Annotated in this window: 22 protein-coding genes; 9 read left to right on the forward strand and 13 right to left on the reverse strand. The window is 59.1% G+C overall.

The window, feature by feature from the left end; all coding sequences use genetic code 11:
• Positions 1-25: 25 nt before the first annotated feature.
• The 6 genes from SHEL_RS08560 to SHEL_RS08585 all read right to left on the reverse strand — a co-directional run bounded on the left by SHEL_RS08560 (position 26) and on the right by SHEL_RS08585 (position 6,221).
• Entirely contained in the window at positions 26-1,348 is a 1,323-nt protein-coding gene (locus SHEL_RS08560) for an amidohydrolase family protein (protein WP_012798870.1), read from the reverse strand.
• 31 nt (positions 1,349-1,379) lie between these two features.
• Positions 1,380-2,624, reverse strand: coding sequence for an adenosylhomocysteinase (locus SHEL_RS08565; protein WP_012798871.1), 1,245 nt, complete (start codon positions 2,622-2,624; stop codon positions 1,380-1,382).
• A 173-nt stretch (positions 2,625-2,797) separates the two neighbouring features.
• The gene (locus SHEL_RS08570; RefSeq protein WP_012798872.1) at positions 2,798-3,346 is read right to left on the reverse strand and encodes a DUF2812 domain-containing protein; all 549 of its coding nucleotides are present in this window, start codon (positions 3,344-3,346) and stop codon (positions 2,798-2,800) included.
• Positions 3,330-3,668, reverse strand: a complete 339-nt coding sequence (locus SHEL_RS08575) for a PadR family transcriptional regulator (protein ID WP_012798873.1) — start codon at positions 3,666-3,668, stop codon at positions 3,330-3,332. Before SHEL_RS08575 ends, SHEL_RS08570 begins: the two co-directional genes overlap by 17 nt.
• A 198-nt stretch (positions 3,669-3,866) precedes the next feature.
• Positions 3,867-5,027 carry a toxic anion resistance protein gene (locus SHEL_RS08580; RefSeq protein WP_012798874.1) on the reverse strand — a complete coding sequence of 387 codons (1,161 nt, stop codon included), beginning with the start codon at positions 5,025-5,027 and terminating at the stop codon, positions 3,867-3,869.
• Positions 5,028-5,081: 54 nt separating this feature from the next.
• Positions 5,082-6,221, reverse strand: coding sequence for a 5-bromo-4-chloroindolyl phosphate hydrolysis family protein (locus SHEL_RS08585; RefSeq protein ID WP_012798875.1), 1,140 nt, complete (start codon positions 6,219-6,221; stop codon positions 5,082-5,084).
• Between the two features lie 321 nt (positions 6,222-6,542).
• Here SHEL_RS08585 and SHEL_RS08590 point away from each other — a divergent pair, with 321 nt between their 5' ends.
• The 8 genes from SHEL_RS08590 (at position 6,543) to SHEL_RS08625 (ending at position 13,065) form a co-directional block, all read left to right on the forward strand.
• On the forward strand, positions 6,543-7,145 hold the full coding sequence (locus SHEL_RS08590) for a helix-turn-helix domain-containing protein (protein WP_012798876.1): 603 nt from the start codon (positions 6,543-6,545) through the stop codon (positions 7,143-7,145).
• Between the two features lie 129 nt (positions 7,146-7,274).
• A complete protein-coding gene (locus tag SHEL_RS08595; protein ID WP_012798877.1) occupies positions 7,275-9,044 on the forward strand; it encodes an AMP-binding protein in 1,770 nt (589 codons plus the stop codon).
• Positions 9,044-9,739 (forward strand): nucleotide-binding protein, encoded by a 696-nt coding sequence (locus SHEL_RS08600; protein ID WP_012798878.1) that lies wholly within the window; start codon positions 9,044-9,046, stop codon positions 9,737-9,739. The genes SHEL_RS08595 and SHEL_RS08600 overlap by 1 nt, the downstream gene beginning before the upstream one ends.
• A 93-nt stretch (positions 9,740-9,832) precedes the next feature.
• Positions 9,833-10,039: a 4Fe-4S binding protein gene (locus SHEL_RS08605; protein ID WP_012798879.1), complete on the forward strand. Its 207-nt coding sequence runs from the start codon at positions 9,833-9,835 to the stop codon at positions 10,037-10,039.
• Positions 10,040-10,043: 4 nt separating this feature from the next.
• Complete coding sequence (locus SHEL_RS08610) at positions 10,044-11,108, forward strand: 3-methyl-2-oxobutanoate dehydrogenase subunit VorB (protein ID WP_012798880.1); 1,065 nt, start codon at positions 10,044-10,046, stop codon at positions 11,106-11,108.
• A 2-nt stretch (positions 11,109-11,110) separates the two neighbouring features.
• On the forward strand, positions 11,111-12,016 hold the full coding sequence (locus SHEL_RS08615; RefSeq protein ID WP_012798881.1) for a thiamine pyrophosphate-dependent enzyme: 906 nt from the start codon (positions 11,111-11,113) through the stop codon (positions 12,014-12,016).
• Entirely contained in the window at positions 12,016-12,549 is a 534-nt protein-coding gene (locus SHEL_RS08620; protein ID WP_012798882.1) for a 2-oxoacid:acceptor oxidoreductase family protein, read from the forward strand. Before SHEL_RS08615 ends, SHEL_RS08620 begins: the two co-directional genes overlap by 1 nt.
• Before the next feature lie 141 nt (positions 12,550-12,690).
• Entirely contained in the window at positions 12,691-13,065 is a 375-nt protein-coding gene (locus tag SHEL_RS08625; RefSeq protein WP_012798883.1) for a hypothetical protein, read from the forward strand.
• Between the two features lie 517 nt (positions 13,066-13,582).
• Here SHEL_RS08625 and SHEL_RS08635 read toward each other — a convergent pair.
• From SHEL_RS08635 to SHEL_RS08660, 6 genes are all read right to left on the reverse strand, one after another.
• Complete coding sequence (locus tag SHEL_RS08635; RefSeq protein ID WP_012798885.1) at positions 13,583-14,401, reverse strand: hypothetical protein; 819 nt, start codon at positions 14,399-14,401, stop codon at positions 13,583-13,585.
• A 190-nt stretch (positions 14,402-14,591) separates the two neighbouring features.
• Entirely contained in the window at positions 14,592-15,188 is a 597-nt protein-coding gene (locus SHEL_RS08640) for a hypothetical protein (protein ID WP_041422528.1), read from the reverse strand.
• A 12-nt stretch (positions 15,189-15,200) separates the two neighbouring features.
• A complete protein-coding gene (locus SHEL_RS14890; RefSeq protein WP_012798887.1) occupies positions 15,201-16,451 on the reverse strand; it encodes a restriction endonuclease subunit S in 1,251 nt (416 codons plus the stop codon).
• Positions 16,441-17,952 carry a type I restriction-modification system subunit M gene (locus SHEL_RS08650; RefSeq protein ID WP_012798888.1) on the reverse strand — a complete coding sequence of 504 codons (1,512 nt, stop codon included), beginning with the start codon at positions 17,950-17,952 and terminating at the stop codon, positions 16,441-16,443. Before SHEL_RS08650 ends, SHEL_RS14890 begins: the two co-directional genes overlap by 11 nt.
• A 15-nt stretch (positions 17,953-17,967) precedes the next feature.
• Positions 17,968-21,075 (reverse strand): type I restriction endonuclease subunit R, encoded by a 3,108-nt coding sequence (locus SHEL_RS08655; protein WP_012798889.1) that lies wholly within the window; start codon positions 21,073-21,075, stop codon positions 17,968-17,970.
• Positions 21,076-21,084: 9 nt separating this feature from the next.
• Positions 21,085-21,297: a hypothetical protein gene (locus tag SHEL_RS08660; protein WP_012798890.1), complete on the reverse strand. Its 213-nt coding sequence runs from the start codon at positions 21,295-21,297 to the stop codon at positions 21,085-21,087.
• 397 nt (positions 21,298-21,694) lie between these two features.
• Between SHEL_RS08660 and SHEL_RS08665 the strand changes: the two genes are divergently transcribed.
• On the forward strand, positions 21,695-24,118 hold the full coding sequence (locus SHEL_RS08665; RefSeq protein ID WP_012798891.1) for a glycoside hydrolase family 3 protein: 2,424 nt from the start codon (positions 21,695-21,697) through the stop codon (positions 24,116-24,118).
• Here the strand turns inward: SHEL_RS08665 and SHEL_RS08670 are convergent.
• Positions 24,115-24,771, reverse strand: coding sequence for a TetR/AcrR family transcriptional regulator (locus tag SHEL_RS08670; protein ID WP_012798892.1), 657 nt, complete (start codon positions 24,769-24,771; stop codon positions 24,115-24,117). The two genes, SHEL_RS08665 and SHEL_RS08670, sit on opposite strands and share 4 nt — an antisense overlap.
• Between the last annotated feature and the right edge of the window lie 173 nt (positions 24,772-24,944).

The raw sequence follows: 24,944 nt of genomic DNA on the forward strand, positions 1-24,944 counted from the left end.
CTCCGTCCCAAAATCCCCGCCGCCGTTACAGGCGCTCTTGCACTTGCGCGTCCAACCGCTCCATGATTGCGCGGCACTCTTCGAACACCTTCGCCTCGTCGATGCTCACGAGCCTTCGGTGCTCCATAAGCAGCTCACCGTCGACGATGACCGTATCCACCTCGCTGCCTTTGGCGGAATACACAAGACCCGAAACGATGTTGTTCGCCGGCATGAACTGGGGTTCGTTCAGATTGACCAGAATCACGTCCGCCAAGGCGCCTTCTGCAAGTACGCCCAGCTCGCCTTCACGTCCGATCGCCTTTGCGCCGTTCAACGTCGCCATGCGCAGCACGTCGGCGGCGCTCACGCATTGCGCCTGCTCGGTGGCACCTTTGTACACAAGCGACGCGACGTTCATCTCGGAAAACAGGTTCAAGCTGTTGTTGCTGCCGCAGCCGTCCGTACCCAGGCACACGTTGATGCCGGCATCCAGGAACTTCTGGGCAGGCGCGAACCCGTTGCCCAGTTTCATGTTGCTCTTGGGGTTCAGCGCAACGCTCACGCCCTTTTCCGCCATAAGGCGGATGTCCTCGTCGGTCGCGTACACGCAATGCGCGGCGATTACCGGCACGTCGAAGACACCGAGTCCGTCGACGTACTGGATCGGCGTGGTGCCGTGATCTTCCGCAACGCCTGCCATCTCGGTGCGGCTCTCGGACAGGTGTATGGTCTGGCCGATGCCACGCTCCTTGCACGATTGCGTAAGCTTCTGCAGGTAGTCGGCCATGCAGCTGTACGGAGCATGGGGGCCGTGGATGAATTGGAGCCGGCTTTCGTCCTTGAACAGCTCCATTTCCCGCACGGCCTGGCCGAATTTCATGATGGACTCCTCGGAGTCGGCCACGCCCGCAAGGCCGCGGGAAATGACCGCGCGCATGCCGCTGTCGCGCACGGCGCCTGCCGCCGCGGAGCGCGGACCGTCTGTCTCCTGGGCCGACTTGATCGTCATATCCACGAAGCAGGTGGTGCCGCTGCGAATCATCTCGCAGGCGGCCAGCAACGTCGCCCAGTAGACGTCTTCCTCGGTCATGTAGTCCTCAAGCACCTGCACCTTGTCCAGCCAGTCGAAAAAGGCCATGTCGTCCGCGTAGTTGCGATGGAACGTCATGTAGGCGTGGGTATGCGCGTTGATAAGCCCGGGCATGGCAAGCATTCCCGTCGCATCGATGACCGTGCAATCCTGCGGCTCAACATCGGGCGCGATGCGTTCGATGCGGTTACCGGCGATGAGGACATCGCGTTTTTCACAGGTCCATCCGGACTCTCCGTGCAGCAGAACGAGACCGTTCTTGATCAGGGTATTCATCGGCACTCCTCTACCCTCTTGCGACGGCGGCCTAAATCGTCGAGTTGTTCAGATACGCTTCCTGTTCGGGCGTCAGCGTGTCGATTTCAATGCCCAGGAAGGCCAGCTTCCTGTGCGCGACCTCCAGGTCGACCTCTCGCGGCACGTCGATGAGCTTTTCAGTCAGCGTGCCCTGGTGCTCGACCAGGTATTTCGCGGACAGCGCCTGGATGGCGAAGCTCATGTCCATGATCTCCGCGGGATGCCCGTCACCGGCGGCCAGGTTCACCAGCCTGCCTTCCGCCAGCACGTACACGTGCGTGCCGTTGGGCAGCGTGTAGCCCATGATGTTGTTGCGCATCTCGCGCGCCTCGACGGCGATCTCGCGCAGGCGCTTCATGTCGATTTCCACGTCGAAGTGGCCCGCGTTGCACAGGATTGCGCCTTCCTTCATCACCATGAAGTCGGGCTCGGTGATGACCCCGTTGCAGCCGGTGACGGTGACGAAGAAGTCGCCGATCTTGGACGCCTCGTTCATGGGCATGACCTCGAAGCCGTCCATATACGCCTCGATGGCCTTGATGGGGTCGATCTCGGTGACGACCACCTTGGCGCCCAGGCCCTTCGCGCGCATGGCCACGCCCTTGCCGCACCAGCCATAGCCGGCCACGACAACGTTCTTGCCTGCGACGATGAGGTTCGTGGTGCGGTTGATGCCGTCCCAGACGGACTGGCCCGTGCCGTAGCGGTTGTCGAACAGGTGCTTGCAGTCGGCGTTGTTCACCTTCACCATGGGGAAACGCAGCTGACCTGCGTTGTCCATGGCCGTAAGGCGGACGATGCCCGTGGTGGTCTCTTCGCAGCCGCCGATCACGTATTGCAGCTCGTCTTGCATCTCGGTGTGCAGCATATGGACCAAATCACCGCCGTCGTCGATGATGATGTTCGCGTGATGCGACAGCGCCTCCTTGATGTGCGCGTTGTACTCCTGGTCCGTGGCCCCGTGCCATGCGAACACGTTCAGCCCGGCTTTGACCAGGGCGGCCGCGACATCGTCCTGCGTGGAGAGCGGGTTGGAGCCCGTCACGAACATCTCGGCGCCGCCCGCGGCCAAGACCTTGCACAGGTATGCGGTCTTCGCCTCCAGATGGATGGATAGCGCGATGCGAATCCCCTTAAAAGGCTGGGTTTGGCTGAAGTCCTCTTCCAAACTCCTCAGAAGCGGGCAGTTCCTTTTCACCCATTCGATTTTGTTCTCCCCAGAGGGCGCCAAATCGATGTCGCGAATGATGCTCATTGCCAGAATCCTCCTCGATCCATTGTTGCAGCAATCAAAGCCATGCGTAGACATGTTTCTTGGAGACAGGATACCCGATTGGCACCCGAACTGTCGGCGAAGGCGCCTTCCCCCACGATTTAAACGGGACGGGCGAAGGCGCCGCAAGCTTGCTGGGGCAGATACGTCAGCCCCTATTCCCAAAGAGAATCCGTACGGGCGGCAGCACGCTGCTCCCTGTATTTGCGCACGCCGAGAATCAAGAACACGGTGCCGGAGATAATCAGCCCGACCTCGACCGCAATCGGGAAGAGGTCTGTCACGTTGATAGGGCTCAATTCATGCAGCGTGTAGGCAAGCATCCCCGATCCAATCGCGAGCTGCGGTGCGCCGATTGTGAAGAAATGCGAGTAGCTTTTCCCAAGGTGCCGCTCGATGTCTTTCTTGTCGGTATACAAATCCAAGGGGCCGTCAGCCACATTTTTCCGTAGGTACACCCTGTCCGCGTACTCGGCAACGACGGTGATTCCGCTTTGCTCCAGAAAAGCCAGGTATTCCTTCCTTTTGGACCCAGAGTACTTCGGCAGGTCGACTGCATAGTGAAACTGAGCGGGGGCCACATCTTCGAACTCGTAGACGCCATTGTCGTACCCGATGAGCAGGCGTCCGTCCTTGCCCTGCTCGTTGAGCCATTCCTGCTCTTTCTGGATATCCAAGAATGCTTTCTTAACGGTCGTCCTCATCGGTCGCCTCCTTCATATTCGATGCGTTCGTCAGCATCTCTTCCAAACGATCAAGTTCCTTCTCAAAGAACTGCTTACCTGTATCCGTGATTATGTACTCGACCTTTCTGTCCGTCGGATGTTCGTCCAACGCCTTAATCCAGCCCTTCTTCTGCAACGCGTCCAACGCTCCGTACAAAGACCCTGCACCCAGATTGACCCGGCCGTTCGTCATCTGCGAGATCTCCTTCATCAAGGCGTACCCATGTGCCGGACGGTGAAGCCGCAGAAGAATATAGAAGACGGACTCGGTAAGTGCTCCGCTTTTCGCCGCTCGTCCCATGATTTCACTCCTTCTATTACGTAAAACGTTGTATCGTTATTTGTAATATTACATATTTCGTAATAGTCGTCAAGGGACGATTCGAAATTGTTTTCCAGGGAACGAAAGAGCCGACCGCCACCCCGCTAAGGCCCTGCACACAACAAAAAAAGGGCGCGCCGTTTATGCGACGCGCCCCGGTGTTCAAGCAGGTTCAGGCTACTTTGCAGCCTCGATGAGTTTCTGATGCAGCTGGCCTTCGATCTGGGCGAGCTCGGCCTCGGCCGCAGCGCGCTTCTCAGAACCTTCGCGCTGGATCTGCATGACCTCGTCCAGCGTGGCGATCAGCTGCTCGTTGGTGTGACGCAGCGTTTCGATGTCGACGATGCCGCGTTCGCTTTCGCGGGCAGCCGCCACCGTAGCAGTCTTCAGAGCGTCGGCATTGCGCCTGAGCAGCTCGTTGGTCATCTCCGTTACCTGGTGCGTCGCCGCAGCGGCCTGGTTGGCATGCTCAACGCCCAACGCGATGACCATCTGGTTCTTCCACAGCGGGATGGTGTTCACCACGGTGCTCTGGATCTTTTCGGCCATAAGCGCGTCGCTTGCCTGGACCATGCGGATCTGCGGCGCCGTCTGAAGCGCGATCTCGCGGGTCAGCTCCAGGTCGTAGACACGCTTCTCGAAGCGGTCGCACTTGACGGCCAAGTCGCGTGCGGCCTGGGCGTCTTCGGGCTTGCCGGATTCGTCGGCTTTGGCAATGGCGGCCGGAATGTCGTATGCGCGGACCTGGGCAATCTTCTCCTTGCCCGCCAGCACGTACATGGACAGCTCTTTGAAGTACGCTGCGTTCAGCTCGTACATGCGGTCCAGAACGCCGATGTCCTTCAGCAGCTCGCGCTGGTGCGCCTCAAGCTGGTTGGAGATCTCGCGCACGTTGGCTTCGACGGTGCTGTAGTTGGCCTTCAGCGCGGCGGTCTTGTCGCGGCCTTTCTTGAACAGGCCCAGGAAACCGCCTTGCTCCTCCTCGTCGGGACCCATCTTGCCAAGCTGGACAACCAGCGTCGAGAGCTGCTGGCCCATCTCCCCCAGGTCTTTGGTGCGCACGTTCTCAAGGGCGCGCTCGGAGAAGTCGGCCACCTTGTGCTGGGCGCCGACGCCGTAGGAAAGAACGGCGGACGAGTCTTCAAGGTCAATCTGCTTCACGAATTCCGTGACCTGGGCGCGCTCCTCGGCCGTAAGAGCAGAGCCCTCGGGCGGCGCCGGCATGATGGTCGTGGGCGTGACCTCGGGGGCCGCAGGGGCAGCGGGAACGGGAGTGCCGAACTCAAGCTTCGGAGTGGGTATGCTTCCGTCCTGGTTGAAGTCGAATTCGTTTGCCATCTGTTCTTTCCTTTCCAAAGTTGCACCTGAAACGGCGATTGATACCGAATTGCCTTAACGCTGGCCCGTCAAACCGTCCTGGCTCAGCATCGTGCGCATTACGTACGCGTCGCCGGACACGTCCCATACCTGATCCAGGCGGAGGTCGTCCAGCTGCTTATCCGTCGCGGACGTGAGCAGGTCGAGCATCTCGTCGACCTCCTGGCGCGTCGCGTCGGCATTGGCGCCCGTCGCCTGGACAGCATCGAGCTCGGCATAGGCGTTGACAAGCTTCTCGGTGGTGGGTAGATAGTATTCAACGTAGCGGTCCAGCTTCGGGGCCACGTCAGGATGGCTACGCACGGCCTCGGACATGCGGGCGATGCGGTCGGTCAGATCGGCCATGCGGCGGCGCGTGTCCTCATGGGTGATGCGCTCCGATGCCTTCATCATGGACATCGCGAAACGCTGGCACGCCGAAACGACGCGCTGGGCATCGTCGGGCATTTGGGAATCGGCCTGCCGGCGGGCCTGCTCATAGGCCTGCGCCTTCTGGATGTTCGCCTGGGATTGAAGATGCGCGTTGTAGGAAGCACTGGTCAGGTACAGCGTTTCGTTCACGCCGTCGCCCTCCAGGCGTCCCTGCGGTATGGATCCGCAGCTCAAGGCGCGCTTGAGGATCTTGCGAAGCCTCAGCATGGGGATGCCCGTCGCCACGGAAAGCTCCCTCACCGGAACGACAAGGCGGTCCGCCAACGCGTAGGCAATCCTATCTATATAGGCACCAAGGCCGAAGGTGTCGGTGCCGCGGGACACCAGAGCAACGCCGCCTGCCACGAATGCGGCCGTAGAAAGAAACCCCATGGCAGCGAGAACGCCGTTGATCTGGGTGAAGATGAGCGAGAACACCAGCGAGCTGACGGCCGTGGCCAGCAGGACGACTCCGCCCGCAACCTGAAGGCCGCCCACCAGCCCCGTGCGCTTCGGCGTGATGACGTAAGGCGAGCGGACGGGAGCCTGCGAATACCCTCTGACCTGGTCAATGGCGTGCTGCGCAGCATTCGCAAGCGTAGCGCCCAACCCGTCGAAGTCAAGGGAGGAAACGGCCCGGTTGGCAGCCTTTGTCGCGCGAACGACGGCATCTGCCCCAGTCGAAACGACCTGGGAGATAACGCCTTGCGAATTGCCGTTGCTGTTGTTCGGATAGGTTGCCATGCACGTTCCTCCATATGGTGGCGAGGTGTCGGCAGCTCCTACATCATTGCGTGCCGCACCAAGTTTCTGGGTACATCGTACCACCTCGTACCGAATACCGACCGAATCGCTACCGCGGTGTAATATTCAAAGGCCCTGCGTAACAAACCGGTGTCAGCTTGCCGTGCACCAGGCCTCCCTCGGACACCTTTAAACCGAAGCACATGCATCGATAAGGACCGATAGCGCTTTAGTGTGTAAAAGTGGTGATTCGAAAAAACACATCCAACGCTTTATGAAAAACGGTATCATGGCTCTATAGTTTTTAAAGGAGGCCAACACATGGAGATCACCAACATCAAGCAAGCCGCAGATCGCATCCGTGCGCTCCGCGAGGATCTTGGTCTGTCCATGCAGGAAATGGCAACTGCCACGGGCCGCACCCTTGCCGAATACGCGGCGCAGGAATCGGGAGAAACGGATCTTTCCTTCACGTTCCTGCACAAATGCGCAAAGGAACTGGGCGTTGACGTCGTCGAGTTGCTGACGGGCGAAACGCCGCACCTGACCGGATGCTCCCTCGTTCGCAAGAGCGAAGGCCTTTCCATCCAGCGCAAGGGTAGCTTCGAATACCTGCATAAGGCACCGAACCTCAGGCACCGCCTGGCTGAACCGTTCCTGGTTACCCAACCCTACGAGGAGGAAGAGCAGGGCAAGCCCATCCACCTCTCCTATCATGAGGGCCAGGAGCTCGACTACATCATCTCCGGCCGCATGCGCTTCGCATACGAAGACGGCGGCGATGTCGCCATCGAAGAACTCGGTCCCGGCGACCTTCTCATGTACGACTCCGGCAAAGGCCACGGCATGATTGCCATCGAAGGCGAGCCAGTCGTATTCCTCGCTATCGTAATGAAGCCCGAAGGGAACGCAGGCATTATCTAGGCGCCGCGCTTGTTATTTTGCGTCGGCGCCGAAACACAGCACCCCTGACCACGCTTTTAGAGGCGTGGCAGTTGGTGTGTTGTGCCCATGCCCGCTAACAACCCTCTCATTACGAAAGAAAACAAAACCATGCTGAATCTGAATGAACGTTACCTTACTGAACGCTACGACAAACTCGATCGCGTAAGGAAAATCACCGCGCAGTGGCCCGAGAACTTCAACTTCGGCTACGACATCGTCGACGAAATCGCCGGCCACGAGCCCGGCCGTCGCGCCATGGTCTGGTGCAACCCCGAAGGCGAAGAGCACACCTTCACCTTCGGCGACATGAAGAAGTGGTCCGACAAGACGGCGAATTTCTTCACCGACCACGGCCTGAAGCGCGGCGATTACGTGATGGTCATCCTGCGCCGCCACTACCAGTTCTGGTTCACGGCTCTGGCCCTTGCGAAAATCGGATGCGTCATGGTCCCGGCAACGTTCATGCTGAAGGAACACGACCTTAAATACCGTTTGGACGGCGCCTCCATCAAAGCCATCGTGGCAACCGATGTGGGAGACATCGCCGACATCATCGACAATACCGTGCCTGAATGTCCCAGCGTTGAGAAGCTCTTCCTGGTGGCAGGCGGCGGCGGTGGCAAAACGCCTTTGGACGAGATGGGCGACCCCATCTGCGACACGCCCATCGGCAGGCACCTCAGCGGCCCCGACAAGGTTTGCACCCTGCCCGCCCAGCGCGAGGGGTGGATCGACTTCAACACCGGCGTCCGCGAAGCCGACGACGAGTTCGCCCGCCGCGACACGCTGGCCGCCGACCCCATGCTGATGTACTTCTCCAGCGGCACGTCCGGCAACCCCAAGATGGTGCTGCACGATTCGTCCTACGCCATCGCACACATCGTCACCGCCAAGCATTGGCACAACGTGCGTCCCCACGGCGTCCACTTCACCATCGCAGACACCGGCTGGGGCAAGGCCGTCTGGGGCAAGTTCTACGGCCAGTGGATCATGGAGTCCTGCGTGTTCACCTACGACTTCGACCGCTTCCACGCCGAAGAGATCCTGGGGCTCATCGCCCGCTACCGCATCACCACGCTGTGCTGCCCGCCCACGATGTACCGCCTGATGATGGAAGCCGACTTCGACAAGTACGACCTGTCGTCGCTGGAATACTCCACCACCGCAGGCGAGGCCCTCAACCCCGACCTGTTCGCATTCTGGAAAGAGAAGACGGGTCTTACCATCTTCGAGGGATTCGGCCAGACCGAAACCCCGCTCACCGTGGCAAACCTGACCAACTCGGTGCCGAAGCCCGGCTCCATGGGTCGTCCGAGCCCGCTGTACACGGTGGAGATCAAGCGCGAAGACGGCTCCCGCTGCAAGACCGGCGAGACCGGTGAGATCTGCATCAAGATGGACCCGCGCCCTGCAGGCATCATGATGGAGTACTACCGCAATCCCGAAAAGACCGCCGAGGCCATTCATGACGGCTGGTACCACACCGGCGACACCGCCTGGTGCGACGAGCACGGCCTGTTTTGGTACGTCGGTCGCAACGACGACGTCATCAAATCCAGCGGCTACCGCATCGGCCCCTTCGAGATCGAGAGCGTCATGCTCGAACATGATGCCGTTCGCGAATGCGCCGTCACCGGCGTGCCCGATCCGCTCCGCGGCTTCGCCGTCAAGGCGACCGTGGTGCTGGCCGACGGCTTCAAGGGCAGCGACGCCCTTACCGCCGAGCTGCAGCGTTGGGTCAAGCGCAACACCGCTCCTTACAAATACCCGCGCATCATCGAGTACGTGGACGAGCTGCCGCGCACGGTCAACGGCAAGATCCGCCGCGTGGCCATCCGCCAGAACGATGCCGAGAAGAACATCGACGGATTGGTGTAATGGCGAATATTCCGGAAACATTGCTGCAGGCTGTCAAGCCGATTACCGTCATCGTCGGTCACTACGGCGTAGGCAAGACCAACTTCTCGCTGAACCTTGCTCTGGACCTGGTCCAGAGCGGGCGTTCGGTGACGTTGGTCGACCTGGACGTGGTGAACCCCTACTTCCGCGCGACGGAAAGCCGAACGCTTCTGGAGGAACACGGCGTCAATCTCATCGCCCCCGTGTTCGCCGAGGCCGGCTCGAGCCTTGACGTCCCGAGCCTGACCGGCAAGATAATCCCGGCCATCAACCGAGCCGGCGAGGACCACATCGTGCTGTTGGACGTGGGCGGCGACGACGCAGGCGCCACGGCCCTCGGCCGCTTCTCCCGAAACATCGCCGAGCGTGACCACGCCGTCTTCTATGTGCTTAACAAGTTCAGGAACCTGGTCCAGAATCCGGCAGACGCCGTGGAGAACCTGCGCGAAGTGGAGGCCGCGGCCCGCCTGAAAGCCACGGCGTTGGTCAACAACTCGCATCTCAAGGCGTCGACGACCGCCGAGACCATCGCGGAGGGCATCGCATATGCCCAAGAAGTAGCAAACCAGGCGATGCTTCCCCTGGTTTGCACGACCGCTTCTCCGAATGTCGACATATCTGCGGTAGAAAACAGGTATTCTGTCAAGATGTATGTTCGCACTCCATGGGAGTAAAGCGATCGGGCAAGGCATCCCACCGGCGTCGCAAGGCGTCGTCCGATCGCCTGCTTTCAGGAATGCCGAAGATTACCGTCAAAGGGGAACCATATGGCAAGAATAGAAGTTGATGAGTTCTTCTGCAAGGGCTGCGGGCTCTGCACCACCGTGTGCCCCATGCACATCGTAGAACTCGATGCCACTCGCATCACCGACAAGGGGTACCACCCGGCGCACTGCACCGACCAGGAGCGCTGCACCGGTTGCGCCACATGCGCAACCATGTGCCCCGACGTTGCAATTAAGGTTTGGAGGTGATCTGATGTCTGAGAAAGTCCTCATGAAGGGCAACGAGGCCATGGCTGAAGCAGCCTTGCGCGCCGGCTGCCGCTTCTATTTCGGATATCCCATCACGCCGCAGACCGAGCTGGCCGCGTACATGTCCAAGCGCATGCCCAAGATCGGCGGCACCTTCCTGCAGGCCGAAAGCGAAATCGCCGCCATCAACATGGTCTACGGCGCTTCCGCCGCAGGCGCACGCGTCATGACGTCCTCGTCCTCGCCGGGCATCTCGCTCAAGAGTGAAGGCGTTTCCTACATGGCCGGTGCCGACCTGCCGGGCGTCATCGTCAACGTCGAGCGTGGCGGCCCGGGTCTGGGATCAATCCAGCCCTCGCAGTCCGACTACTGGCAGGCCACCCGTGCCCTGGGCCACGGCGACTACCAGATGGTCGTCTATGCCCCGGCCACCGTGCAGGAAATGGCCGATTACGCCTACAAGGCCTTCGACATCGCCGACAAGTACCGCACGCCAGTCATGATTCTGGCCGACGGCATGCTGGGCCAGATGATGGAGCCGGTCGAGCTTCCCGAGGAGAAGACCGACCTGCCCGAAAAGCCTTGGGCAACCACCGGCACCAAGTGCCAGCGCACCCACAACGTGGTCAACTCGCTGTACCTGGTGGCCGACAAGCTGGAGCAGACCGTCGTCGACCGCTTCGAGCGTTACGAGACCATCAAGCGTGACGAGGCCCTGGCCGAAACCTTCCAGGTCGAAGACGCGGAAATCGTCGTCGTGGCGTTCGGCGCCTGCGCACGCATCGCCCGCAACGCCGTGGTCGCCGCTCGCAAGGAAGGCATCAAGGCAGGCCTGTTCCGCCCCATTACCCTGTGGCCGTTCCCCGAGAAGGAACTGGCGGCAACCGTCTCCACGGCCAAGCAGTACCTGTCCGTGGAGATGAACATGGGCCAGATGATCGAAGACGTGCGCCTGTCCATTCACGACCAGGCACCCGTCGAATTCTTCGGCCGCACCGGCGGCGTCATCCCGACGCCCGCCGAAGTGCTCGACAAACTACGCGCTATGAGCGGAAAGGCAGGTGAGTAACGATGGAAGAACGTGAAGAGAAAGTCGTGTTCGAACGCCCGAAGTCGCTGCTGCCCGTTGTCACGAACTTCTGCCCCGGCTGCACGCACGGCATCGTCATCCGTCTGGTCGCCGAGGTCATCGACGAGCTCGGCATCGAGGGCCAGACCATCGGCATCGCCCCCGTCGGCTGCTCGGTCATGGCATACGATTTCTTCGCCTGCGACATGATCGAAGCCGCCCACGGCCGCGCGCCCGCAGTGGCCACCGCCGTCAAGCGCGTGAACCCTGACAATGTGGTGTTCGCCTATCAGGGCGACGGCGACCTGGCCAGCATCGGCATGGCCGAAACCGTGCATGCGGCAACCCGCGGCGAGAAGATCACCGTCATCTTCATCAACAACGCGATCTACGGCATGACCGGCGGCCAGATGGCCCCTACCAGCCTGCCCAACCAGATTACGCAGACCTCCCCGTACGGCCGCGACGTCTCCAGCGCCGGCTACCCCGTGCGCGTCTGCGAGATGCTGTCCACCCTGGACGGCGTCGCCTACCTGGAGCGCGTCTGCTGCGATTCGCCCAAGAACATCCGCAAGGCGAAGCGCGCCATCAAGAAGGCGTTCCAGAACCAGATCGACGGTGTCGGCTACTCTCTGGTCGAAGTAGTTTCCACCTGCCCCACCAACTGGGGTATGACGCCGACGGACGCGTTCAAGTGGATGGACGAGAACATGCTGCCCTACTACCCGCTGGGCGTGTACCGCGACGTGAAGGCCGAAGGCTTCGCCAACGCCGCTGAAGCAGCGGCGGCCCGCGCCGTCGACTGCCCCATCGTGGTCGACAACCTGTCGGAAGAACTGCGTGGAGCCATCTCGTCGAAGGCTGCAGTGCAGGATGCCATGAACAAGGCTCAGGGAGGTGCGCAATAATGGAAGAGATGCGCGTCGTTTTGGCCGGCTTCGGCGGCCAGGGCCTGCTGTTTGCAGGCAAGGTCATGGCCCATGCGGCCCTGATCGACAACCACGAGGTCTCGTGGCTGCCATCCTACGGCCCCGAAATGCGTGGCGGCACCGCCAACTGCTCCGTCATCATCTCCGACGACCCCATCGGGTCTCCCCTGGTGACCGATCCCACCGTGCTGATCGCCATGAACCAGCCCAGCGTGGATAAGTTCATCGACGAGGTCGTCCCCGGCGGCATCGTGCTTATCGACGAGTCGCTGGTGAACCATGTTCCCGAGCGTGACGACGTCAAGATCTTCACGCTGAACGCCACCAAGATGGCCGAAGAGGCGGGGCTGAAAGGCCTGGCCAACATCGTGCTGGTGGGCAAACTGTTCGCCGAAACCAGCTTCTGCTCTGCGGAAACCCTGGAGGAAGCCATCCGCCACGTGGTTCCCGCCCGCAAAGCGGCATACGTTCAGAAGAACATCGACGCCGTCAAGCTGGGCGCCCAGGCGTAATAGGAACCACCCGAAGCGTAATCGAAAGGCAGGTCGCACGACCTGCCTTTTTTCGTCCTGCCGCTACCCCGCCCATTGCCCAATGGCCAGGCAACGCCTCCTTTACCATGGTTGCAGCACACAACCGACGAAAGGACGACCATGGGAATCCTCGGAAGCTTTTTGGCAGCAAAATCGGGCAGCAACGCAGGCGACCACTTCGACGTGTTCTACAGGCGGACCTTCGGCGAGCCCATGTCCGCCGAAGCCAAACAGGCCATCAGCTCGGCCGTAACCGTCATCCAATCCCATATCGGAACAGGCAGGCGTGGCGAGCAATACGGCGCAGAGATGCTTTCTGACTGCATCGACTCGTATGTCCGCGCAGTTGGCAGCAACGAGGACAAGCGAAGCTCCGGCATTATGTACCTCATGGGAATCTGCACGAATTCCAACAACCAGGTTTTGCGCGGCTACGACTGGGCGGCGCAAGTCATCATGCTGAAGGCGGCCCAATACTGCCCCAGCCTTTTCTGATGTTGAAGCGCGGATTCGCTTGCTCCGTCTGACGAATCCGCGAGTTTTCGCAACGTTGTAGAAGCGACTTCTCCAGTGTGCGCGTGGCAGTGACTCTGATTCGTAAAATGATTATTTATCATGGCGAAAAGATATATAACGTCATGTGGAAACGTTTAACAATGCCGGCTAGCACTTGCAAATGAAAAGGGCTTTCGTTGCCCTTTAGGCAATTGCTTACCGAACAATAGCAAGGATCACGTTGGCGATAGTGGCCCCAAGCATTACTGTGGTCATGGCCGTTATCCATTTGGTGCATTTCAGCATAGACTCGTTTATCCGCCCAGATTCACGCCTTGCAAGTTCGTCAAGGTAATAACTAACGCCCACCGATGTTGTTCTCGCATGATTGTCGTGTCGAGCAATCAGTTCCTCGTCGCTAAGTTCCTTCAACTCGCTATAAGAAGAACTCATGATACCTGCGCTTTCACGATATGAACCTCGCTCGTCATTATCGAATCGTTTTATCCTTCGGGCCTTAAATGTTGAGCTCTCTTGCGCAAACTCGTGTCAGCTGGTCGCTCCTTTTAGTAAGCAACAGCTTTAGTTCCTCTTCGGTGATACTCCCATACCGCGCAGGAGTGAAACGCGGATTTATCGTCATCGGGGTATAGCCCAAATCGTTCTTGAGCTGATTTGGGGGAACCGTATATTTGTTGCGATTCGGCGATTTCTCAAGATCGTTCAAATTGTCCGGATTAAACCACGAGAGCTCAACGAGCGTTTCCGAAAAGCTGAGCTCATTGAAGCAATTTGCATAAACAACCATCACGGCAATAATCACGCCGGAAAAGGGCTCTTCATGCCCGCCATTTTGAAGCCTTTGAATATTCTTTTTGTGCGTGATAGATAGATCATTCAGAATGGCTTCTATCTCCGCGGTCTCAAATACAATAGAAAAACTTGTTTCATCCCCGCCTTTAAGCCCTGCAATCAACTCAGAATCATGACTGGCAGCCACAGCCTTGTTCGAATCGGTTCCGTTCTGAAGCCTCGCCTCGCCAAAACAATAGATGGAAAGCGCGGGGTCCTGACCGTAGTTTGTAATAGAACAATTAAAGCTAAGCTGTCTTCTTCCGCGCTCGTTAAACACCTCCGACAAATGCCCCGAATCGTATTCGACGACAAGCTGAGGCAACGAACTCTTCCTCACCGCAAGAAGAGTGGCTTCGACTTGCTTTTTCGTCTGGAGAACGTAAATTGTCGTCACGATCAGGAGCAGAAAAGCGACCAGAAAGGAAAGAATCCCTGAGAAATCTCTGTTGACGATAGATAGAAACTCAAAAATATCCTGCATAATCCCCCGTTAACAGACATCCAAAGATTCAAAAGATTGTCATTTATATCGCTATTATAATCATTTGTTTCATTTTTATAATGCCCTCACAGGAGCATAGCTAGCGTCTTGTTCTCAGATATAGCAGATATACATACGGAGCCGTTCGATTTGCATCAATCATGTAATAGATAGGCAAGACCGAGTTTATTTATTTCTTTCCAATTGAATATTTGGCGGCGTAGTACTGCTCAAGTTGCGGCATATGCTTATGGCTATCCCAATCGACAATCTGCGTAAAACCATGATGCGGCTCGAGTGTAACTTCTGATATATAGGCATCAACCACAAAGAGGGCGCCGACTAGCTCTAATGCGGTTTTCAGATTGGCCGACTCATAATACTCAGCCCTCTTATGCTTGATATTGTTATAGCTCGCCCACCAATCGAAAACGCAGTTTGGACCATCTTTTAGTGAAGCCCATGGAGTCAGCACAATCTCTGAACGCAAGAATTTGACACTTGCGGTGGCGAATTGATCCTGCGCATACTCAATGAGCATGTACTTGAAGTGACACATGTTCGGCTGATTGTTGGTGGCCGCGTCATTCTCTGGGCACATGGCAAGGGCCAGGCTTTTCAGCGCAACATCCAACTCACTACCAGCTGAAAGAATCAGTTGCACCAGCCTGGGTCCATATGCAGAGTAGTTGTTTTCACTTAGTTCTAGCGTTTCCGCAATGGCAATCAAATCCTTTTCGAGGAGTAGGAAGTAATCCCAATGTAGTTGAGCTGCGCTTTTCATCATGTAGCTCCCAAACTAAAAAACCGCAATCTCCGACATATCAATCTCGCCTGACATGAGTTTTGGCAACAGCGTATCACGAAGGTCGGTCAGTTTCCTGTTTTGGGCATTGTTGGATTCGATGGCGTGGACAATCGGAACGATCAAATCCTCATACTCGATTCTTCTTTCCCCGATAAGCATTGGCACTGGCAGGGACTTCAGTGTTGTTAGACTTAGATTTGCCTGAACAGCCTGCTGCACGCGGCGGGAGTAATAGTCATTTTGCCAACCGCTTATGAAATATGATAGAAGCACTTCAGGAGCTATTTTTTCTACGTCTGGACGAATTATTCCAACAGCTTGATTAGTGTTTGCTGGCAGTATTTCGGGAACCGCCATAGCAAAGCGACCGAGCGTCCCCGCAATCGTAAATAACAAATCGCGATTCTCGATAATCGAGCGTTTCAGCGCAATGTTTGTTTCATCGTCGATATGGGCAAACTTGCTGTAATCAAATGAATGGTCATCCAGGATGCTTTCCCCTTTTATGTAGTTAATACCATGTTCAGTGAATCTATATCCAAGTGTTGTCGGCGTTGTGCCTTTCGTAATTGTTTTCGTCAAATCTTTAAGCGGCACTAGCCGTATTGAGGACGGTATTCTTCCGATTTCGCTTTCAACGTATGGCTCACCCGTAAAGGGCGCAAAGTCAACAAACCAGTGAGAGAAAAGAGCCCTGATACTCTCAGCCAAATAATCATTTGTGCAACTGTTGCTATGAATGGCATGAATGAGGGGGTCTGCGATTTGCGTAATGCGCTGTCTTGTCAAAACATCAGGCCAGTAGATTTCCATGTCTAAAAGTTGATCGGTATTGATTTTGCCCGCACCTATCCCGGTTACATCAAGCATCTTAGAAAACACCGGCCTTTGCGCAACTAGCCAGTGATATATGTATCGAGCGTCATCGGGTTTCTTGGCCTGTAGGCACTTTATGTCTTGATTAAAGGCAACTGGGCTCTCCACCCAGATAACTGGAATGCGTGAGAATAAGCCACTTCCGCGTGTAAGAAAGAGCATCGTGCCCTTCTCAGCTAGCCTGCTTCCCGAGGCAAGCCCTTTATCGGTTATATACAGCACACCGCTGTTAATGCTGTCGGCGTCCATGGACTTCGCGCTAACCCATGGGATATCGCCACCCCAGTACTCATGATTCTTCTTCGATGGCGTGCCACCGGAGAACAAATCGACAACGTCCCCAAGACTCACGACATTAGAACCCATAGCCGATAGCCTCCAAGTTCTTGCGAATCTGCTGCTGCAGCCGGTTAGACTCATCAAAACACTTGGCAAGCTCACCGGTCAGGCGCTCCATCTTCTCCTCGAAGGGCTCGCCGTCGTCTTCTTCGTCCTTTATGCCAACGTAGCGGCCGGGTGTGAGGATGTAGTCCTGCTTGGCGATGTCCTCGATGTCGACGGCGGCGCAGAAGCCCTTCTCGTCCTCAAGCTCACCTTTGCGGAAGGCATCGAAAGTTTCGGCGACCTTTGCTATGTCCTCGTCTGTGAACTCGCGCAGACGGCGACTCACCATCGTGCCCATCTCGCGGGCGTCCACGAAGAGTGTCCTGCGCTGTCGGTTCGATTCCTTGCTGATGATCCACAGGCTCACGGGGATGCCCGTACTGTAGAAGAGGCGGTCCGGCATGGCCACGATGCCTTCAACCAGGCCTGCATCCACGATCTTCTGCCTGATAGCACCCTCGTTGTTCGTTTGCGAAGAAAGCGAGCCGTTCGCGAGCACCATGCCCATGCGCCCGTCGTCGGCCAGGTGGTGGATCATATGCTGCATCCAGGCGAAGTTGGCGTTGCCTGCAGGAGGCGTGCCGAAGTCCCAGCGCGGGTCCTCCTTCAGCTGCTCGCCGCCCCAGTCGCTCATGTTGAACGGCGGGTTCGCCAGCACGAAGTCGAAGCGCTCGTTCTTGTGGATGTCGTTGAAGAAAGTGTCGGCGTTGAAGGTGCCCAGGTCCGCGTCGATGCCCCGGATGGCGAGGTTCATCATCGCCATCTTCCATGTGGTCGGGTTGGATTCCTGGCCGTACACGGACAGGTCGTCGATCCTGCCCTGGTGGTTCTTCACGAACTGGGCCGACTGCACGAACATGCCGCCGGACCCGCAGCACGGGTCGTATACGCGGCCGCGGTACGGCTCGATGATCTCGACCAGCGTGCGCACGACGCAGGCGGGCGTGTAGAACTCTCCCGCGTTCTTGCCCTCGGCCTCGGCGAACTTGGAGAGGCAGTACTCGTAGGTGCGGCCCAGGATGTCGCGGGTGTCGCCCTTCTCGGCCATCTGCACGTTGGTGAACAGGTCCACGACCTCGCCGAGCCTGCGCTTGTCAAGCTCCTGTCGCGCGAAGTTCTTGGGCAGGATGTTCTTGAGCTTGTCGTTCTCCGCCTCGATGAGGCGCATGGCGTTGTCGATTGCCTTGCCGATCTCGGGCGTGTGGGCGGCGCCGGCGATCACGCCCCACCTGGCCTCTGGGGGCACGAAGAAGATGTTCTTGTAGGTGTACTCGTCGCGGTCCTCCTCGAAGCCCTCGCCCTCGTCGACCAGCTCCTGGTAGCGCTGCTCGAACTTGTCTGAGATGTACTTGAGGAAGATCAGCCCCAGCACGACGTTCTTGTACTCGGACGCGTCCATGTTGCCGCGCAGCTTGTCGGCGGCAGACCATATCTGCTGCTCGAAGCCGATCTCCGCGGTGTTGTCTGCCTTCTTGCGTGCCACTTCTTCTCCTTATGCTTAGATCTTGGTGTCTGCCCAGAGCTCGCACTGAGCCATGACGGTGGTCATGGCCTCATCGGCGCCCTCGGGCGGATACTTGTACTTCCTCAGAAGCCGCTTGATGGCGCGGCGCATGCCGGCGCGCGCCGACTCCTTGCGCTGCCAGTCGATGGTGGCGTTCGTGCGCATCGCCTCGGTCAGCTCCCGCGTGATGGCGACGAGCTGGTCGTTGTCGTAGAAGTCCTTCACGGCCCGCGGCTTGGTTATCGCGTCGTAGAAGGCCATCTCCTCGTCGGATAGCCCCAGCTTCTCGGCGTCGGTGCGGTCCTTCATCATCTCCTTGGCCATGTTCACGAGCTCTTCGATGACCTGCGCGTTGGTGAGCATGCCGTTCAGGTAGGCGTTGAGCGTGCCCTGCAGCATGTCGCTGAACTTCTCCGCCTTCACCACGCTCGTGCGCTGATAGGCGCGCACGCGCTCCTTGATGAGGCGTTTGAGGCTCTCGACGGCGATGTTCTTCTGCTTCATGTTGGCGAGCTCCTGCAAGAACGCCTCGTCGAAGAGTGATATCTCCACGCTGTCCTTCTCGAACAGGTCGATGACGCCGTCGGCCTGCACTGTCTGCTCGAGAATGGCGGTCACGCGCTTGTTGAACTCGGCGTAGGTCATGCCGCCTCCGCCGGAGCCCTGCCGGCCCGTCAGCCGCAGCACCTGCACGCGCAGGACGGAGAGGTAGGCCGCCTCGTGCTGGTCCTCCTCGGATACCAGGCTCTTGCATAGGCTGAGCGCCTGGTTCATCAGCTGGCACTGCTTGATGAAGTCCTCGCGGTCCTCCTCGCGCGAGGGCTCCAGCAGCCAGTCGGTGCCCTCTGCGATGGCGGACGCGAGCTGCGCCTTACTGTCGGTGAAGATGGCCTTGCGGTAGTCGAAGCCGTACATGAGGTCGCGGCACACGTCCAGCTTCTCCAGGAACTTCGGGTAGGCGGTGGCCGCTACGTCCATGTCGCCGTAGTTGGACTGGTCGCGGTTGGTGTAGTCCTTCATCGCCTGCTTGAGGGCGCGGGCTATGCCGATGTAGTCCACGACCAGGCCGCCCTCCTTGCCCTTGCACACTCGGTTAACGCGGGCGATGGCCTGCATGAGGTTGTGGCCCCTCATAGGCTTGAACACGTACATGGTGGCGAGGCTCGGCACGTCGAAGCCGGTGAGCCACATGTCCACGACGATGGCGATCTTGAGCGGGTCGCAGTCGTCCTTGAACCGGCGCTCCATCTCCTTCTTGTGCGTCTTGCCGCCGCAGACGTCGAACCACTCCTCGGGGTCCTGGTTGCCCATCGTCATCACGACGCCGAGCTTGTCTTTCCACTCGGGACGCAGCTCCATCATGCGGTAGTAGATCTTCATGGCCACGGGCCTGCTGTACGCGACTATGAGGGCCTTTCCCGCCAGGATGTCGGCGCGGTTGTTCTCGTAGTGGTCTATGATGTCGCGGCAGAGCGCGTCGATGGTCTCGGGCGCGCCGAATATTGCGTCGAGTCCTCCCGTGTCGCGTTTGGCCTTCTCCACGCTGACCGCGTTGGCCTCGGATGCGAACTCGGCGTAGGCGGCGTCGAGTTGCGCGAGCTTGGCCTCGTCCAGCTTCAGCGCCACCACGCGGCTCTCGTAGTAGACGGGGCGGGTCGCGTTGTCCTCAACCGCCTGGGTCATGTCGTACACGTCGATGTAGTCGCCGAAGATCTCGCGGGTGTTCTTGTCCTCGGTCGATATCGGGGTGCCGGTGAAGCCGATGTAGCTCGCGTTCGGTAGCGCCTTGCGCACGACGCGGGCGGCGCCGACTCGCACGTTGCCCTCTGCGTCCATGCGCTCGGTGAGCCCGTACTGCCCTCGGTGCGCCTCGTCAACCATCACCACCACGTTGCTGCGGTCGCACAAAGGCTCCTCGCCGTCCATGAACTTCTGCATCGTCGTGAAGACGATGCCGTTCGCCTCGCGCCCGACGAGCAGCCGCTTCAGGCTGGTGCTGTCGTTCGCTCCGTCCCGGCTCGTCGCCTGCACGGCCGTCTGGCGAAGGAACGGCGCGCAGCGGCAGAACTGCCCGTAGAGCTGATCGTCCAGGTCGTTTCGGTCGGTGATGACCACGATGGTGGGGCTCTCCAGCCGCTCCTGCAGCAGGTGGGCGAAGAAGACCATCGAGAGCGATTTGCCCGAGCCCTGCGTGTGCCAGAACACGCCGATCTTGCCGTCGCCCGCCACCGCCTCCACGGCCCGGTCGGCCGCCTTCGTCACGCCGAAATACTGGTGGTAGCCCGCGAGGATCTTGACGACCCTGGACGAGTCGTCGTTGAAGCATACGAAGTTCCTGACGATGTCGAGCAGCCGCGCCTTCGGCATCATGCCGTCGAGCATCGTCCTCCATGTGGCCCCCTTCGTGCCGGAGTAGTCGCCGTCCACGCTCTTCCAGGAGACGTAGCGGTCCTCGTCGGCGGTGATGGTTCCCACGCGCGTCTCGCTCATGTCGCTCATCACGCAGAACACGTTCGGCACGAACATGCTGGGAATCTGTTTCATGTACTGCCGCAGCTGCAGGTAGGCATCCGACGCGTCGGTCTCCTCGCGGGACGGGCTCTTGAGCTCGAAGACGACGAGCGGCATGCCGTTCACGAACACGACGACGTCGGGGCGCTTCTGCGAGTACTCCACGAAGGTCCACTGGTTGACCACGTGGAAGGAGTTGTTCTCGGGGTCATCGAAGTCCAGCAGGTAGACGATGTCGTCCCGCTCCTCCTTTCCGTCGTAGAAGTGCACCTCAACGCCCGACTGCAGGTAGTCGTTGAACACCTCGTTCTTCTGGTAGAGCCCGCCGGCCTCGATGTTCGAGATCTTGAGGACCGCCTGCTCGATGGCGGCTGTGGGAAGGCCCGGGTTGATGCGCCTTAGACTGTCCGGCAGGACGGCCGGCAGGAAAACGTCGCGGTAGTCGGGGGTGGTGCGCGGCACGTCGGGGCCGTGCAGGAACTCGTAGCCGTGCTCGTCCCGAAGGTGCTCGATGATGACCTGCTCGAAGAAGTCCTCGTTCATCGGCATCGTGGCGGCAGAGTAGCGGAAGGAGGCTTTGTCGTCAAACATTCCTGGCACCTACTTCCGAATGCTGCGGGCGCTGAGCTTCTCGATCATGCTCTGCTTGACGAAGGACGTGAAGGTGAGCCCCGAAAGCGAAGCCGCCTCCTTCGCCGAGTCGCGCAGGCTCCTCGGGATGCGGATCGTCACGGGAACGAGCTCCGAATCCACGAGGTAGGCCTGAATCTCGGATGAGTTCGCTCCGGATTCGACAAGCTCAGAGTATTTCATGGTCCGTCCTAACAACATGTTAACGAGAGCAATACACAACAGGACCCATTCTAACAGAGTGCAGGGGACGAGCTGTTCGATAAACGGAACAGCTCATGATACGGGTGTTGCTGGTCAACCCCAATCAGCTCAGATCAGGCCCATGCGTCCCGCGCGCAGTTCCGCACGACGTGAAATGTCCAGTGGACATTTCACCAAAGCAGGACTGTTTGAGCACGGGGCGCATGGGGCTGATCTGGGCGCGAGACAAGAGGCAGAGCGTAAACCATGAAGCATGCATCCGACGAAACTGCTTTCGAGCCCCAGGCCGGCGACATCTCGACCTAGAACCTCGTGTTGCGATGGAATAAAATCTTGCACGTCACCCAATCAGCTCATCGCTACGCAGGAGGCCGCCATGCCGCTGAACGATTACGAGATCGAGCACAACCAGACCGTACGCACACTGGCCCCGGAATGCACGTTGCTGCTTCGTTCCGACGGGTCGTTCCCCTTGGAGGCGCCCTGCCGCATCGCCTTGTTCGGCAACGGCGCGCGAAACACCTTGCGCGGCGGCACGGGATCGGGCGACGTCTATTCGCGCGAGATCACAGGGATCGAGCAAGGCCTGGCAGAAGCCGGATTCACCGTCACGACCAAGAAATGGCTCGACGACTACGACGCATTGTACGCAGCGGCGAAAGACGAGTGGCGCACCAACCTCAAGAAGGGCAAGCGGGGATTTGCCGCCATCATGAGCGCCATGGGAAGCGCCATGCCCGAACCCGACTACGACCTGCCCATCGATTATGATGGCTATGCGGCGGTTTACGTCGTTTCGCGCATTTCGGGCGAAGGGATGGACCGAACCGAGGCCCGCGGCGACATGCGCCTGTCAGAAACCGAGATCCGTGACATCCAAGCGCTGGACAAGAAGTTCGAGAAGTTCCTGCTCGTCCTGAACGTAAGCGGCGTCATCGACCTGTCCGAAATTCCCGACGTGCGCAACATCCTGCTGTTGTCCCAGATAGGAGCGCAATCGGGACTGGTTTTCGCCGACCTTTTGCTGGGCCGCTCCTACCCCAGCGGAAAGCTGTCCACCACCTGGTCGGCACTTGAGGACTACTGCCCCATCGGCGAGTTCGGCAACCAGGACGACACCCGTTATCTCGAAGGCGTCTACGTGGGTTACCGCTACTTCGACTCGGTTGGCGTGAAAGCCCTCTTCCCCTTCGGATTCGGACTTTCCTACACCGCCTTCGACATCCAGACGACCGACGTAACCGCAGATGGCACCACCGTGCAAGCACGCGCGCACATCACCAACATGGGCGGATTCCGCGGCAAGGAGGTTGTGCAGCTCTACGTATCGGTGCCGTCGGGCAAGCTGGACCAGCCTTACCAGGCGCTCGCCGCATTCGCGAAAACCCCCGAGCTGGCGCCGGGAGAATCCTGCGACGTGACGATGCGCTTCGCCATGGAGGACCTGGCGTCCTACGACGTTGATGACCAGGCCTACATCCTGGAACCGGGCAGCTACATCCTGCGCGTAGGTTCGTCGAGTGTCGACACACAGGCGGAAGCCGAGGTCGTGCTTGACCGACAGGTCACGGTGCGCCGGGCGAAGGCGGTCCTGGGCAGCTGCGGATTCAAGGACTGGGCGCCGTGCGTGCCGACCGACGCCTGCGAAGACCCCGCACCCCGAACGCTGCGCATCGATGCGGAGGCCTTCACCACCGTGGAAACCTCCCCGGCTCCGGCAGGCGACATCCCGACGATCGTCAAGCAAATGACCGACGAGGAGCTGTGCCTGGTCAACATCGGCAACATCTCCGGAGGCTTTTTAAGCGTCGTGGGCAACGCCAGCAACAAGGTGGCGGGCGCGGCAGGCGACTTCACAAGCGCGTTCGTCGATCGCGGGTTCCCGCTCACGGTCACCGCCGACGGTCCGGCGGGTCTGCGCATCAGCCGCGAATACGTCGTCGACAAGAAAGGCGTGGTGCAGCCCATCGGCAACGACAAGCTAACGATCATCGGCGACGCCCTACCGAAATCCATCGTAGCCTTGTCCGACCGGTTCGCCCGCAGACCCAAGCGCGGCGAGACCGTCCACGAGCAGTACTGCACCATGATTCCCATCGCCACCGCTGTGGCCCAGAGCTTCAACGTACAGGTTGCCGAAGCGCTCGGCGACATCGTCGGCAGCGAGATGGAACGCTTCGGGGTGGATCTGTGGCTGGCCCCGGCGCTGAACATCCACCGCAACATCCGCTGCGGCCGCAACTTCGAATACTACTCGGAAGACCCGCTGCTGTCGGGCAAAATGGCCGCTGCGGTAACACGCGGCGTTCAGGCGCATTCGGGATGCGGCGTCACCATCAAGCATTACGCCGCCAACAACCAGGAGACCAACCGCTACAAGAACAATTCGCTGGTGTCGGAACGCGCCATGCGCGACATCTATCTGAAGGGGTTCGGCATCTGCGTGCGCGAGGCTGCGCCGAAAGCGGCAATGACATCGTACAACCTGGTCAACGGCGTACGCACCGCAGAGCACAAGGGGTTGATCGAACGCATCCTGCGCGACGAGTTCGGCTTTAACGGCGTGGTCATGACCGACTGGATCGTACACCCCATGTTCAAGGGCGGCAAATACGCCGAGCCCCAATCGTGGAAGATAGCCAAGGCGGGCGGCAACGTGGTCATGCCCGGCAGCAAAGAGGACTACAAGGTCCTGGTCGAAGGCCTGAAAACGGGATTGGTGAGCCGTGAGCAGCTGGAAGCCAACGCCGCCGTCATGTACCGTCTGGCAAAGGAGCTCAACGAGACGCGCGACGCCTAAGGGCGCAGCTTGGCGGCCAGTTCCGCACCGGCCTTCAAGAGCGTATCGTTGTCAATGGAATAGCGCTTCACCACATCGTCGAACTCTTCGGACGAGACGCCCATGATTCCGGCAAGCGTCTCCAAAGCGCGCCTGTTCAGAAACGCGATGTTCGGGACCCGACCGTCTTTGATACACTTGTAATGGACCTCGTAGACGCCGCCGTTGTCGAAGGTCATCGCGTCTTGCACGGAGTCGCACACGTCCGGGGCCTCGATGTCCTGCATCTGGAGATACCAGTCGTAGAAGTCGGGCGTGACGGCGTATTGCAAATCCCGGCTGGCGGAGACGTCGAGCAGGAACTGACGCAGGCCCGGCGTCGAGTAATACAGGCCATGGGACGTCTGTCCCGTAAGGAAGTACACGACCACGGGACGCTGGTCCTCCCCCGCAAGCATGCGGCCGTGCTGCAGGCAAAGCTCGGCAATGCAAGACATGAACTCGTTTGCGATCATGTTCTTCTCGGGAAGGTAATGCTGCACGGTGGTGCGGGGTATGCCCGTGAGTTTTGCGAGCTCGGTATAGGTGCAAGCCACGTAGCCCGACTCGAGCATGATCTCGAATGCGGCTTTCCGAATGGCAGCTACGGTCTCTTCATTCCTTTTACGGGCCAAAGCCTGCGACTCCTTCCATCTCGTAAGAACGTTTCAAAGCTTAACATCTTATGAACCTTCGGGCTTGCGATTCGCCCCAAGTACAACAACTCCGCATTATCACAAAATAGGATAAAGGCATCTATTGCAGCATGATTGGAACCTTCTAAATAGACGGATATAACCCCTGTTCA

Origin of the sequence: Slackia heliotrinireducens DSM 20476 (assembly GCF_000023885.1) — a bacterium.
Lineage (GTDB): Bacteria > Actinomycetota > Coriobacteriia > Coriobacteriales > Eggerthellaceae > Slackia > Slackia heliotrinireducens.